Here is a 13,377-nt window from a genome sequence, read left to right as displayed (position 1 = left end):
GAGCTGGTCAGGAGACGGCCCGCAGCAGGCGGAGCTGGCCGATCTCCGCGGCGTTCTTCATGAGTTCGGCGTTCACCCAGGCGAGCGTGTGCGCCTGGGTGTGCGCCGGGTCGTCCGGCCAGGGGAACGGGGCCGTGGCGTCCAGGTCGGCGTCGGTCAGGTCGTCGAGCACGGCGAGCCAGTCCTGGCGCAGGCCGCGCAGCCACTCCACCGTCGTCCGGCCCTCGCCGGGCCAGGTGATGTCGGTCCGCTCGCGGGGGGCGTGCCCCCGCGCGTGGTCCAGTGTCACGCTCCACCACCAGCCGATGTGCCAGGTCAGCCAGGCGATGGTCGGTACGGGCACGGGGTCCGGTTCGGTGTCCGCCCAGTCGGGGATCCAGGTGCCCCCGGGGGAGCGGCGTACCGTCCAGCAGAGGGGGACCGGTTCCCAGAGGAAGTCCTCCGGCTCCAGTCGCTCCAGGTGGTACTCGAACAGCGACCAGGTCAGGTCGAACTGCAGGCGGAGCAGTTCGGTGCGGGGCGTGGTGGAGGAAGGCATCGTCACAGCTCCTCGTCGGTGGCGAGCAGTTCCCAGGAGATGTCCCGCAGGGCGGGTTCGGCGTCGCAGCCCGTGGGGACGTGCGGGGTGGGCTGGAACCAGGCCACGGTGAGGTGGGAGCGGTACAGGACGCGGTCGTGGGCCGGGTCGACGGCCTCGGAGCTGAACCTGCCGACGCAGGTCACGGCGGGCAGTACCTCCACCGGACCGAAGGCACCCGCGTACTGGTCGGGGTACTCGCGCGGGGGCTGGATCAGATGGACCGGCGTGCGGGGGGAGGAGTGCTCGGCGGTGCGGAGCAGTCCGGCGATCCTGAGGTCGTTGAGGCGCTTGCAGGGGTACCCCTCGAGCAGTCCGCCGTACGTCGACGACATGCGCAGCTCGGAGAGGTCGACCGAGCGGCCGGAGGAGAGGACGACGCGGGCGAGTGCCATGGTCGGCACCTTAGAACGGTGGCGCATTCAACGCTTTCGGTTTTCGGGGCGGGCTGGGCGAGGCAGGGCGGGGCGGGAGGAGGGTGGTGTCAGTGGCCCGTCATGCGGGCGGCCGACGCGATCGTCGCGCGGGCCTCGCGTTCGGACAGGCCGGTGGTGCGGGCCGCGTCGACCAGGGGGTCCACCAGGGCGGGGCCGATGCCGTCCTCGTAGGCGCGGCAGGCCGCCCAGAACAGGCGCGTGTTGCGCTGGCCCTCGTGCGCCGCGAGGACGAACTGGACGAGGCCCTGGCCGTGCCTGCCGGCGGAAGGGGGTGTCGGGTGGTGGGGGCGGGGCGGTGGGAGGAGCAGGCGCAGCAGGGCGGGCGGGCAGGCCGCCGGGGGGAGGTGAGCGGTGCCGGGGGCGGCCCGGTAGGTGCCGTGGCCGGTGCGGGAGCCGGGGCCGACGAGGTAGCCGCCGGCACCCCTGATGTCGATGCCGGGGGCGAGGCGGCCGGCGGAGTTGGGGACGATGACGTCGGGCGGGCCGCTCAGCCACAGGTGGCGGCCGCCGCTCGGGGTCAGGACGATCACGGTGGCGGGGAGGGTGAAGAGGTGGCGCAGGGCCAGCTCGCGGAGGGCGGCCAGGGCGTCCGTGCCGGTCTTGGTGTCCAGGTCGACGCCGATGAGGTGGTGCGGGGGGAGGCCGCATGCGATCCCGTAGCCGGTGGCGCGGGGTGCGGCGGCGAACAGGGCGCGGATGCGGGAGGGATCGGTGGAGGCGTCGTGGACGCCGTGGCCGAAGCGGCCGCACTCGCCGTGACAGGGCGGCCCCGCGGGCTGCGGGCCGGCGCGGTGCGGGGAGCGCAGGGCCGGGAGTTTCGTCCGGGACAGGGGGATGACGGCCAGTCCGCGCTCGGCGGCTGACAGGGCGTGTGCGAGGGCCAGTGTCGTGGCCTGCCGGTCGGTGGTGGCCATGCGACTATTTTCGTACAAGCGTTCGAAGAAGGGAAGGGGTGGGGGGTGCGGCCCGCCTGGGCGGGCCGGACCGGCGGAAACGTGCCGTAACGCTTCCCCCCTTGGGGTGCTTGGGTGCGGGGAGGGCTCTGGTGCGAGCTGGGCAACTCGGGGGCGAGGTGGGGTTTATCGCCCTGTCGTCACGCTTGCGTGCGAATCGCGTCTTCCGGGGTGGTTCCGGGCGATCCGGTGGGCAATCCTGATCTCGCGACGTCGTGGACGACACCGGGGCGGGGGTCAACTTCCCTGGTGAAAGCCGTACTTCACGCACTTGCGGCACTGAGCCGGTGCGTCCTGTGGGTTCTGGAGGGAACACAACATGGCAAGCATCCGTACCGCCCGTGTCATCGCCGCGGTCTCCGCGCTCCCGCTCGCGGCCGCCCTGTTCGCCGGCGTGGCGACGGCGGACACCGGCGCCCTCGCGGACGACGGATCAGACGCGACGGCCATCAGCGGCGAGGCCGGGGCCCTCGGCACCGGTGTCGGCGGCGACAACTTCGGCACCTCGGCCACCACGCAGCAGCAGGCCGGCGGTCCCGGCGCCGCGAACCTGAGCAACACCGCCCAGGTCAACGGTTCCGCGTTCACGGCCGTCAACCAGGGCAACGACAACGTGGCCATCAGCTTCACCCCCCTGTGGTGAGGACGCCGGCGTTCTGATCGTGTGGGGTGCGCTTCCTGGGGTGCGGGGCGTCCGCGCGGCGGTACTCCGGTACCGCCGCGCAGGCGTGCCCCGGGTGCGGAGCACGCCTGCGGCGGCCCCCGTGCCGTCCGGTCCCCCAGGGGCCGACCCGCAGTACCCCCTCATCCGCTCGTCCACCTCCAGGAGGTGGGGACGGCCCCACCCCTACAACCTGAGGGGGACGCGGGTTCTGGACCTGCGGCCGATCCGCCGGACGGGGCCCGCTCCTAGCGTGGAGACATGACCACACTCGTCTGCACCAGCGCTTCGCACGCCGCTGCCCCACCGACGCAGACCCTCCCGTACCCGTCGTTCTCGTCGTACATGCGAGCCCGCCATCCGGTGCTCCTGCGTACCGCCCGGTCGCTGACCGGGAACCCGAGCGACGCGGAGGACCTGCTGCAGACCGCGCTCACCAAGACGTACGTGGCCTGGGAGCGCATCGAGGACCACCGTGCGCTCGACGGCTATGTGCGCAGGGCGCTGCTCAACACGCGCACGTCGCAGTGGCGCAAGCGCAGGGTCGACGAGTTCGCCTGCGACGAGCTGCCCGAGCCCGACCCGGCACCCGGCGGCGAGGACCCGGCCGAGCGGCAGGCGCTGCGCGACGCGATGTGGCGGGCGATCATGCGGCTGCCCGCGCGGCAGCGGGCGATGGTCGTGCTGCGGTACTACGAGGACCTCAGCGAGGTGCAGACGGCCGAGGTGCTCGGCGTCTCGGTCGGCACGGTGAAGTCCGCGGTCTCCAGGGCGCTCGGCAAACTCCGCGACGACGCCGAGCTGGGACTTGTCCGGCAATGAGCGGCAATGAGGGACGCAGTCCCTCGGCGCCGGGTGATCGATCATCCGTCCCGCTAGTGACATACCGCGCGGTATGTGCGCAGAATCAGCGCAACCCGTACCGACGCGCAGGCGACGCCGCTGTCGCCCAGGAGGACGCCGTGCTGAGTACCATGCAGGACGTACCGCTGCTGATCTCGAGGATCCTGACCCACGGGTCGACGATCCACGGCACATCGCAGGTCATCACCTGGACCGGCGAGGGCGAGCCGCAGCGCCGCTCCTACGCGGAGATCGGCGCCCGTGCGGCCCAGCTGGCCCACGCCCTGCGCGAGGACCTCGGCGTCACCGGTGACGAACGCGTCGCCACTCTCATGTGGAACAACGCCGAGCACGTCGAGGCGTACTTCGCGATCCCCTCCATGGGAGCCGTCCTCCACACCCTGAACCTCCGCCTGCCCCCCGAGCAGCTCGCCTGGATCGTCCATCACGCCGCCGACCGGGTCATCCTCGTCAACGGCTCGCTGATCCCCCTGCTCGCCCCGCTGCTGCCGCACCTGAAGACCGTCGAGCACGTGGTCGTCTCCGGTCCCGGTGACCGCTCGGCCCTGGCCGGCGCCACCGTGCGGCTGCACGAGTACGAGGACCTGATCGCCGGACAGCCCGTCGCCTACGACTGGCCGGAGCTGGACGAGCGGTCCGCCGCCGCCATGTGCTACACCTCCGGCACCACCGGCGACCCCAAGGGCGTCGTCTACAGCCACCGCTCGATCTACCTGCACTCGATGCAGGTCAACATGGCGCAGTCGATGGGCCTCACCGACGAGGACACCTCGCTGGTCGTCGTCCCGCAGTTCCACGTCAACGCGTGGGGACTGCCGCACGCCACGTTCATGACCGGCGTCAACATGCTGATGCCGGACCGCTTCCTGCAGCCCGCCCCGCTCGCCGAGATGATCGAGAGCGAGCGGCCGACGCACGCCGCCGCCGTCCCCACCATCTGGCAGGGCCTGCTCGCCGAGCTGACCGCCAGGCCCCGGGACGTCTCCGCCCTCACCCAGGTCACCATCGGCGGCTCCGCCTGTCCGCCCTCCCTGATGGAGGCCTTCGACAAGCTGGGCATGCGGGTCTGCCACGCGTGGGGCATGACGGAGACCTCCCCGCTCGGCACCATCGCCCGCCCGCCGGCGAGCGCCGTCGGCACCGAGTCCGAGTTCGCCTACCGGCTCACCCAGGGCCGCTTCCCGGCCGGCGTCGAGGCCCGTCTCACCGGACCCGGCGGCGAACGCCTCCCCTGGGACGGCGAGTCGGCCGGCGAGCTGGAGGTCCGCGGAGCGTGGATCGCGGGCGCCTACTACAACGGCCCCGGCGCCGAACCGCTGCGCCCCGCCGACAAGTTCAGCGAGGACGGCTGGCTGAAGACCGGCGACGTCGGCACCATCAGCCCCGACGGCTTCCTGACCCTGACCGACCGCGCCAAGGACGTCATCAAGTCCGGCGGCGAATGGATCTCCTCGGTCGAGCTGGAGAACGCGCTGATGTCCCACCCGGAGGTCGCCGAGGCCGCCGTGGTCGCCGTCCCGGACGACAAGTGGGGCGAGCGCCCGCTGGCCACCGTCGTCCTCAAGGAGGGCTCCACCGCCGACTTCAACACCCTGCGCGCCTTCCTCCAGGAGGAGGGCAAGATCGCCAAGTGGCAGCTCCCGGAGCGCTGGACGGTGATCGAGTCGGTGCCGAAGACCAGCGTCGGCAAGTTCGACAAGAAGGTCCTGCGCCGGCAGTACGCCGAGGGCACGCTGGACGTCACGCAGATCTGACGCACGGACGGCGACGCGCCGGGCGGTGAGCGGGAAACTCCCCGCTCACCGCCCGGCGCACGTCGTTCACCAGGCGGACGCCGGTCAGTTGGTCCCGATCCGCGAGAGCAGGTCGACGATCCTCTCCTGTACCTCGGGGCTGGTGGACCGCTCCGCGAGGAACAGCACCGTCTCGCCGGAGGCCAGCCGCGGCAGGTCCGCCTGGTCGACGGCGGCCGTGTAGACGACCAGCGGGGTGCGGTCGAGCTGTCCGTTGGCCCGCAGCCAGTCGATGATCCCGGCCTGCCGGCGGTGCACCTGCATCAGGTCCATCACCACGAGGTTCGGCCGCAACTGCCCCGCCAGCGCCACCGCGTCCGCGTCGCTCGCCGCCCGGGCGACCTGCATCCCGCGCCGCTCCAGCGTCCCGGTCAGCGCCAGCGCGATCTCCGCGTGCTCCTCGATCAGCAGCACCCGCGGGGGGTGCTGCTCACTGTCACGCGGCGCGAGCGCCTTCAGCAGGACGGCGGGATCGGCGCCGTACGCGGCATCGCGCGATGCCTGTCCGAGCCCGGCCGTGACCAGCACCGGCACCTCGGCCGCCACCGCCGCCTGCCGCAGCGACTGCAGTGCCGTGCGCGTGATGGGCCCGGTCAGCGGGTCGACGAACAGCGCGGCGGGGAAGGCCGCGATCTGCGCGTCGACCTCCTCGCGCGAGTGCACGATCACCGGCCGGTAGCCACGGTCGCTCAGCGCCTGCTGCGTCGAGACGTCCGGCGCGGGCCACACCAGCAGCCGGCGCGGGTTGTCCAGCGGCTCCGGCGGCAGCTCGTCGTCCATCGGCTGCGGACGCGGGGTGTCCGCCACCTCGACGGCACCGCCCGGCCCGTCCAGCGGTTCGGGCCCCTCGGCGGCATCCGCGTCGGGCGCGCCTATGGCGTACGAGCGTCCGGCGGCCTCGGCCTGGGGCGCGAGCCGGGACTGCCCGGCGGGGGACGGCTGCGCCTGGGCGAGGGCCGCAGCGGCGGCCTGCCGCGGGGCCGGTGCCTGCGCGGATGCGGGCCCGGGCCCGGCCGTCGGGTGCGGGCTCGCGTTCTGCTCGGCACCGGTGGCCGCGGGCGCGTCGGGGCGCGTACCGAGCTTGCGGCGGCGTCCGGAGCCGCCCGGCTGGTGCGGGGGAGGCGTGGCCGTGGGCAGCGGCTGCTGGACCTGGGCGGCCTGCCGGGTGAACGGCACGCCCTGCCCCAGCGTCCGCACGCTGATCGCACGTCCCTGCGTCGAGTTCGGGTCCACCGGCGCCGCGGCCTCCTCGGGCAGCGGCTGAGCGGCCCGCGGCGCGGGCGCCGGCGCGCCTTCCGGAGGCAGCGGCGTCCCGCCGGCGGGCGTCGTCGGCTGCGGCGGGTCAGGGACCGGCATTGCGGGCACACCGGCGCCGGAGTCGTCACCGGCGGGCCACGGCTGCGGGACCGGGGTGCCTTCCGCCGGAGTCACCTGAGCGGGAGCGGGAGCAGGCGTGGGCGCGGCCTCGGCCGGGAGCGGCTGGGCCGCGGGAAGCGGCGCCGCCGCCGGGGCCTGGGGGTGACCCTGTGCGGGTACGGGCATCGCTTGCGGAGGCACCGCGCCCCACTGCTCCGGAGCCCCTGGAGCCGGGACGACCGGCGTGGCAGGTGCGTCCGGTGCCGCCTCCGCCGGCTGCGTGACGGCCCGCCGTCGGCGGCCGGTCGGTGCGCTGGTCGGATGCGGCTGCGGCGGGGTGTGGTCGTCGGCCTGGTCGTGCGGTACGGCGTCGTGGCGGCCGTCGCCGGCCGGAGCTCCACCGGGTGCGGCGGATCCGTTCGCGCCGGTCCGTGCCGGCTGCCCGACGACCTCGGCCTGTCCGGTCCCCTCCCCCTGGTCCGCTTCGGCGGGCGGCAGCGCGAACACGGTGCGGGGCGCGGCCTCCTGCGCGGCGGCCCGCTCGGTGGCGGCGGCCAGCGCCCGGCGGCGCCGTCCCGTCGGCTGCTGTTCCGCCTGCCCCGACGCCTGGGCCGGCACGTGCACGGCCACCTCGGCCGACTGCGGCGTCCCGGCCGACCCGTTCCGGCCGGTGGCCGGCGCGGGCAGCGCCGGCGGCAGCGCCTGCTGCTCACCCGCCCCCTGCCCGGTCAGTCGGCCGGCGGGCGCGGGAACCCCCTGCGGGGGTACGGTCCCGCCCAGACCGGTGTTCGAGGCGGCGGCGCCCGCCGCGTGCTCGGCGGCGGTGACGACCGCCCCCTCGGAGACTCCGCCACCCGCGAGTTCGAGCGCGGCACCGGCCGGAGCGTCCTCGGCGGGGCGCCCGCGCCGTCGGCCGGTACCGCCGGACGCGGTCGTTCCCTCACCGGACGCCTGGGCCGGCAGCTGTACCTGCGCGGGCTCTTCGGCGGCCGCGCGGCGCCTGCGCCGGCCGGTGGGTGCCGTGCCGGTGGGTGCCGTCCCGGTGGCGGCGCCGTCGTCCGGGCCGGGCACCTCGCTCTCCAGGAAGGCGTCCACGGAGGAGCGCCGTGCCCGTCGCCGTCCGCCCGCGGCCTCCTCGGCCGGCACCGGAGCCTCGGGCAGCACCGGAGCCTCCGCCGGGACCGGGGTTCCGGCCGGCCCGGGAGCCTCGGCCGGTACCGGAGCCGGGGTGGCGGCCACGGCCCCCGCCCCGCCGCCGATCGGCACCTCGAGGACGAACGCGCTGCCGCTCATCCCCGGCACCTCGTGCGTCTGCAGCACACCGCCGTGCGCCCGGACGATCCCGCGCACGATCGGCTCGTGCACCGGGTCTCCGCCGCCGTACGGCCCGCGCACCTCGATGCGGACGACCTCGCCGCGCTGCGCCGCCGCGACCACCACGGTGTTGTCCAGGTATCCGCCCGCCGACAGGGGCGTGTTGCCGGTCGCGTCGACACCGGCGACGTCCGCGACCAGGTGCGCGAGGGCCGTGGCGAGCAGCCGCGGGTCCACCTCCGCCTCGATGGGCGGCGCGTGCACGGCGAACTGCACCCGCCCCGGACCGATCAGTTCCACGGCCCCGTCGACCCCCGCGGCGACGACGGCGTCGAGCATCACCTTCGTCCGGGCGACCTGCTCGGCGCCCACGTCGAGCCGCTGGTAGCCGAGCACGTTGTCGATGAGCGTGGTGATGCGGGCATAGCCGGCCGACAGGTGGTGGAGCACCTGGTTGGCCTCCGGCCACAGCTGCCCGGCGTCGTCCGCGGCCAGCGCGGACAGCTCGCGGCGCAGCTCGTCCAGCGGGCCGCGCAGGGACTGGCCGAGCAGGGTGAGCAGCTGTTCGTGCCGGGCGGCGAGGGCCTCGTACCGGTCCTTCTCCCGCTCACCGAGGGCGGCGTACCGCTCCTCGTTCGCGGCGAGCTCCTCCGCGTGCTTCTCGCCGAGCCGCTCCAGTTCGGCGATGTGGCTCTGGCGCAGGGCGGTGAGTTCCGAGCCGTGTTCCTCGGCGAGGCGCTCCAGCTCCTCGGCGTGCTCCCGCTCGGCGTCGTCCTTCTCGCGGGCGAGCGCGTCGTAGGGGCGGCGGTCGAGGAAGGTCATCACGGCGCCGACGAGCTGGTCGCCGTCGCGCACCGGAGCGGTCGTCAGGTCGACCGGCAGCTTGTCGCCGCTCTTGGAGTACAGCACCTGCCCGCGCACCCGGTGCTTGCGTCCGGAGCGCAGGGTGTCGGCGAGCGGGGACTCGTCGTACGGGAAGGGGGAGCCGTCGGCGCGCGAGTGCAGGACCAGGGTGTGCAGTTCGCGTCCGCCGAGTTCACCGGCCCGGTAGCCCAGTATCTGGGCGGCGGCCGGGTTGACGAGGACGATCCGCCCGTCGGTGTCGGTGCCGACGACGCCCTCGGAGGCGGCGCGCAGGATCATCTCGGTCTGCCGCTGCGAACGCGCCAGCTCGGCCTCGGTGTCCACGGTGCCGGAGAGGTCGCGGACGACGAGCATCAGCAGCTCGTCGCCGGCGTAGCCGTAGTTGTCGTAGGCCTGCTGGCCGGTGTCCAGGTTCGCGCTGGTGACCTCGACGGGGAACTCGCTGCCGTCGGTGCGCCGGGCGGTCATCCGGGTCGGCTTCGTACGCGCGCGGGGGTCGATGTGGTCGGGCCGCCGCATGGATCCCGGGATGAGCTTGCTGTCGAACTGCGGCAGCAGATCCAGCAGCCCCCGCCCCACCAGCGCCGTGCCCGGGGTCTCGAAGGCCTCCAGGGCGATGGTGTTGGCGTTGACGACGGTCCCGTTGGCGTTGACCAGGACCAGCGCGTCGGGAAGCGCGTCCAGTATGGCTGCGAGGCGAGCAGCGCCTCGGGATGGCCTGCTGCTCACGAGACCGCTTCCTCCCTGTTACCGCGACGTGCCGACCGCTCGGGCCATCTTGCCAACCTGCCCGCAACGTGTCACGCGAGGGAGTCTAAGGGCTGGGGTCGCGCTCGCGGCGCCGGATGGGACGTACATCGCACCAGGAAGTGACGACCCCGTGACGCCCGGTGCCGCCCGGACCGGTGTCTGCCTGCGCCGACGCGTCCCGGATCTTCGCGGGACCTTTACGCCCCCTGTGCCCCGACTCGCCGCCCGGGGCCGGGGAGGAGGGGGACGGTGCCGGCCCCGGCGGGCGGTCGCGCGCCACGCCGGGCCGATGACCGGAAGTGCTTTGCCCTGCGGGCTTCCCGCCTAGTACCGTGGGGACCGATTGGTGGCAGGCCACGCGGTTGTGTCATCATCGGCACGCACCGACCGCTCGCGCTCACGCGCGGAGGTCATGCGTGAGGAGGCGTCGCCTAGTCCGGTCTATGGCGCCGCACTGCTAATGCGGTTTGGGTCTTAAAGCCCATCGAGGGTTCAAATCCCTCCGCCTCCGCACCATCACGAAGCCCCGGCCCCTGTGGCCGGGGCTTCGTCGTGCCGCCCTCCCCGGATCCGGTGTTCGTGCAGGTCACAAGGGGTGGGACTAACGGATTTCACATGGCGGCGGCAGTCATGTAATGTTCTTCCTGTCGCCGCGAGCGGGCCGCAAGGGCCGGGAGCGGCGAGACAAATGAAGAGACAAGCACTCGTAGCTTAACGGATAGAGCATCTGACTACGGATCAGAAGGTTGCAGGTTCGAATCCTGCCGAGTGCACACAGGCCAGAGACCCCGGAGTGATCCGGGGTCTCTGGCGTTTCAAGGTCGTACCGCAGCTAAGTGCAGCGACCGGGTCAGCCGGTACCCGACGTCTCAGGGCGTCGTCAGTGGACGATGACCCTCCAGCGTTCGACCCACCGCAGCCAGGCACCACCCGTACCGCGTACCTGGACGCGGTCGGCCTCCACCTGCCAGGCGATGCCGTAGAGCGTGCCTCCGGGGAGGTCCACCCTCACGACGTCGTGGACCTCCAGGTCCTCCTCGACCGGCCGGGACCAGAGGTGCGCGCAGCGATCGCAGAGGTACGCGACGACCTCGCGTCCCGCGACGGCCGTCGGGCTGCCCAGGCGGACCGCCTCGACGAAGCACCGGGGGCACGGATCGGCGGTGTGCGCGCCTGCGGATCGGGACATCGTCCGATCCTGCTGTACAGCGACGGCGGACAGCAAGGTCCGGGCCGGGACGATGGACACCGTCGCGAGTGTGCCGCGCGCGGGGTGTGACGATCAGGCCGCGGCCGGGGCGATGTTCTGGTTGGCGCGGAAGAAGTTGTGCGGGTCGTAGGCGCGTTTGACGACCGCGAGACGGTCGTAGTTGTCGCGGTAGGTGGAGCGGACGCGTTCGGTGCCCTCCGCCTCGCCGAGGAAGTTGACGTACGAGCCGCCCATGGAGTGCGGGTGGAGGTCGGTCCAGAAGTCGACGCACCACTGCCGGACCGCGTCGGCGTTGGCCGGGTCGGGGTCGATGCCGGCGATGACACCGGACCACACGGCGTCCCGGTAGGCCCAGGCCGTCTCGCCGGGGGCGACCCGGTGGGCCGCTCCGTCCACCGGGTACAAGTGCATCGTCGACAGGGCGGTGGGGAGGGCGTGGCCGTACCGCTCGATCACGGCGACCGCCTCGTCGGGGATGCCGTCGAAGAAGTCGCCCCGCCAGTACCACTGCAGGCCCTTGGGGACGAGGTCGTCGAACATGGTCTGCAGGGCGGGATAGGGCATCGGCGTGGCGAAGTGGAAGGCCGGCGGGGCCGGTTCGTTGACCACGGACAGCGTCTCCTCCAGGCGGCCGTCCTCCATGTCGCCCGTGCGGCACCAGATCACGGCGCACATCTTCTGGCCGTGGAGCGGTTCCGGGAAGGGTGGTCCCGGCGGGACGGTCATCAGCGCGAAGAACCCGTTGAGGTCCTCCGGCGCGGCCGGCAGGAACTCCCGGTACCAGCGCAGCACCTCCGGTGTGCGCTCCACCGGCCACACGGTCGCCCCCACCCCGACCGTGTCCACCGGGTGCGGCCGGAACGTGAACGACGTGACCACCCCGAAGTTGCCCCCGCCGCCGCGCAGCGCCCACAGCAGGTCGGGGTGCTCCTTCTCGGAGGCGGCGACGACGCTGCCGTCGGCCAGGACGACGTCCGCGCCGATCAGGCTGTCGACCGTCAGCCCGTACGTGCGGGTGAGGTGGCCGTGGCCACCGCCCAGGGTGAGGCCGCCGACCCCCGTGGTCGAGTTGATCCCGCTCGGTACGCCCAGGCCGAAGGCGTGCGCCTCGTGGTCCAGGTCGCCGAGTCGGCTGCCGCCGCCCACCCGCACGGTCCCGGTCTCCGGGTCGACCCGGACCCAGCGCATCGGGGACAGGTCGAGGGTGAGCCCGCCGTCGACCAGGCACAGGCCCGGCCCGCTGTGCCCGCCGCCGCGGACGGCGAGGTCGGCGCCCGTCTCCTGGGCGAAGGCGATGGTGGTGCGCACGTCCGCCGTGCCCGTGCACTGGGCGAGGGCGGCCGGGCGCCGGTCGATCATGGCGTTGTAGATGCTGCGGGTCTCGTCGTACTCCGCGTCCTGCGGTGTGACGACACGTCCTCGCGAGGCCGTGCGCAGGCTGTCGAGAGCAGTTGCGTCCATGCCGCTCATGAGCGGACACCCCTCGGAAGGATCGGGGAGGCGGATGGGTCGCGGGCGGACGGAACGGCGGACGGCCGACGTTCGTCCCAGGGCCCGGGTCCGGGGGCCCGGAAGAGCGAACCCCACTGCTATCAGTGTGACGCAGCACACATGAGGGCGCGATGTGGCGGATCAGTCGGGCCGGTGCGGGTGCTCGCGCCGGCGGACGGTTTCCTGGAGGTGGCGGGTCAGACTGGTGGTTGCCGCGGTGAGGAAGACGAACGCGTAGAGGATCTGCAGGACGGCGACCAGCCGCGCCGCCTGCCCGTGCGGGGTGATGTCGCCGTAGCCGATCGTGGCGAGGGTGACCAGGGTGAAGTACAGGGCGTCCAGGCGGGTGGTGATGCCGTCGATCTCGCCCGGGCTCTTCGCCAGCGCCAGGTAGGCGGTGGCGAAGACCAGGATGGCCAGGCACATCAGGGGCGGGATGACCATGCCCGGACGGACGTCGGGGACGGACAGCAGCACCCGCACGACCTGCCGCAACAGCATGAGCGCGATCAGCGTCAACGCGATGCAGAAGACCACCCAGCTCAGGACCGGCCGCTGCGGTCCGAGACCGTCGAGGGGCAGCAGGAAATACCCGGCGACCATCACCGTCACCCCGGCCACCTGGACCAGCCAGGGCCACAGGGCGCCCCGGACCGTGGACGCGCGCCCTACGCCTGGTTCTCGCGGCGGGGTGCGCACAGGGCCCAGATGATGAAGCCGTCGATGATGATGAGGACGATCGACCACACCGGGAAGTACGGCAGCCACACGAAGTTGGCGACCATGCTGAGCCCGGCCAGGGCCACACCCACCATCCTGGCCCAGGTCGACCCCTTGATCAGGGCGATGCCGGCGGCGGTCACCAGCGCGCCGAGGATCAGGTGGACCCAGCCCCACCCGGTCAGGCTGAACTCGTAGGTGAAGTTCGGGGTGGTGACGAAGACGTCGTCCTTCGCGATGGCGGCGATGCCCTGGAAGATCGCCATGATGCCGCCGAAGGTCATCAGGACCGCCGCGGCGACCGTCCAGCTCGTCGCCCAGGGGTTCTCCGCCTGCCTCCCGGTCGCCTGGTGGCGCGTACCGCTGACATTGCTCGCCATGTGTTCT

The 13,377-nt window shown here is 73.1% G+C and carries 11 protein-coding genes and 2 tRNA genes; 5 read left to right on the top strand and 8 right to left on the bottom strand.

The features are described 5' to 3' along the window. Window positions 1-7 precede the first annotated feature (7 nt). The 3 genes from ACZ6A9_RS08820 to ACZ6A9_RS08810 all read right to left on the bottom strand — a co-directional run bounded on the left by ACZ6A9_RS08820 (window position 8) and on the right by ACZ6A9_RS08810 (window position 1,928). On the bottom strand, window positions 8-538 hold the full coding sequence (locus ACZ6A9_RS08820; protein WP_468981035.1) for a DinB family protein: 531 nt from the start codon (window positions 536-538) through the stop codon (window positions 8-10). Between the two features lie 2 nt (window positions 539-540). Continuing rightward, on the bottom strand, window positions 541-972 hold the full coding sequence (locus ACZ6A9_RS08815; protein WP_468981033.1) for a hypothetical protein: 432 nt from the start codon (window positions 970-972) through the stop codon (window positions 541-543). A gap of 89 nt (window positions 973-1,061) precedes the next feature. Beyond that, window positions 1,062-1,928 carry a bifunctional DNA primase/polymerase gene (locus tag ACZ6A9_RS08810; RefSeq protein WP_468981031.1) on the bottom strand — a complete coding sequence of 289 codons (867 nt, stop codon included), beginning with the start codon at window positions 1,926-1,928 and terminating at the stop codon, window positions 1,062-1,064. A 358-nt stretch (window positions 1,929-2,286) separates the two neighbouring features. Here ACZ6A9_RS08810 and ACZ6A9_RS08805 point away from each other — a divergent pair, with 358 nt between their 5' ends. From ACZ6A9_RS08805 to ACZ6A9_RS08795, 3 genes are all read left to right on the top strand, one after another. Beyond that, window positions 2,287-2,610: a hypothetical protein gene (locus tag ACZ6A9_RS08805; protein ID WP_468981028.1), complete on the top strand. Its 324-nt coding sequence runs from the start codon at window positions 2,287-2,289 to the stop codon at window positions 2,608-2,610. A gap of 279 nt (window positions 2,611-2,889) precedes the next feature. Next, a complete protein-coding gene (locus ACZ6A9_RS08800) occupies window positions 2,890-3,450 on the top strand; it encodes a SigE family RNA polymerase sigma factor (RefSeq protein ID WP_468981026.1) in 561 nt (186 codons plus the stop codon). A 152-nt stretch (window positions 3,451-3,602) separates the two neighbouring features. Continuing rightward, window positions 3,603-5,246: a long-chain fatty acid--CoA ligase gene (locus ACZ6A9_RS08795; RefSeq protein WP_468982867.1), complete on the top strand. Its 1,644-nt coding sequence runs from the start codon at window positions 3,603-3,605 to the stop codon at window positions 5,244-5,246. Window positions 5,247-5,330: 84 nt separating this feature from the next. Here the strand turns inward: ACZ6A9_RS08795 and ACZ6A9_RS08790 are convergent, their stop codons facing one another. After that, the gene (locus tag ACZ6A9_RS08790; protein ID WP_468981024.1) at window positions 5,331-9,548 is read right to left on the bottom strand and encodes a PAS domain-containing protein; all 4,218 of its coding nucleotides are present in this window, start codon (window positions 9,546-9,548) and stop codon (window positions 5,331-5,333) included. 441 nt (window positions 9,549-9,989) lie between these two features. On the opposite strand from ACZ6A9_RS08790, the gene ACZ6A9_RS08785 reads away from it, so the two are divergent. Together ACZ6A9_RS08785 and ACZ6A9_RS08780 are read left to right on the top strand one after the other, a co-directional pair. Continuing rightward, window positions 9,990-10,080 (top strand) — tRNA-Ser (locus ACZ6A9_RS08785). Window positions 10,081-10,269: 189 nt separating this feature from the next. Next, window positions 10,270-10,342: transfer RNA gene (locus ACZ6A9_RS08780), tRNA-Arg, on the top strand. A gap of 107 nt (window positions 10,343-10,449) precedes the next feature. On the opposite strand, the gene ACZ6A9_RS08775 is transcribed toward ACZ6A9_RS08780, so the two are convergent. From ACZ6A9_RS08775 to ACZ6A9_RS08760, 4 genes are all read right to left on the bottom strand, one after another. Next, on the bottom strand, window positions 10,450-10,758 hold the full coding sequence (locus ACZ6A9_RS08775) for a hypothetical protein (RefSeq protein ID WP_468981022.1): 309 nt from the start codon (window positions 10,756-10,758) through the stop codon (window positions 10,450-10,452). A gap of 93 nt (window positions 10,759-10,851) precedes the next feature. Continuing rightward, on the bottom strand, window positions 10,852-12,240 hold the full coding sequence (locus ACZ6A9_RS08770) for an FAD-binding oxidoreductase (protein ID WP_468981019.1): 1,389 nt from the start codon (window positions 12,238-12,240) through the stop codon (window positions 10,852-10,854). Window positions 12,241-12,411: 171 nt separating this feature from the next. Then, window positions 12,412-12,873 carry a potassium channel family protein gene (locus ACZ6A9_RS08765; protein WP_468982863.1) on the bottom strand — a complete coding sequence of 154 codons (462 nt, stop codon included), beginning with the start codon at window positions 12,871-12,873 and terminating at the stop codon, window positions 12,412-12,414. 65 nt (window positions 12,874-12,938) lie between these two features. Then, window positions 12,939-13,370: a DUF7144 family membrane protein gene (locus ACZ6A9_RS08760; RefSeq protein WP_468981017.1), complete on the bottom strand. Its 432-nt coding sequence runs from the start codon at window positions 13,368-13,370 to the stop codon at window positions 12,939-12,941. Window positions 13,371-13,377 lie beyond the last annotated feature (7 nt).

The organism is Streptomyces sp. NPDC041124, assembly GCF_055592385.1.
The sequence above is the reverse complement of the archived record's forward strand: the minus strand, read 5'-3'. Positions and strand labels throughout refer to the sequence as shown.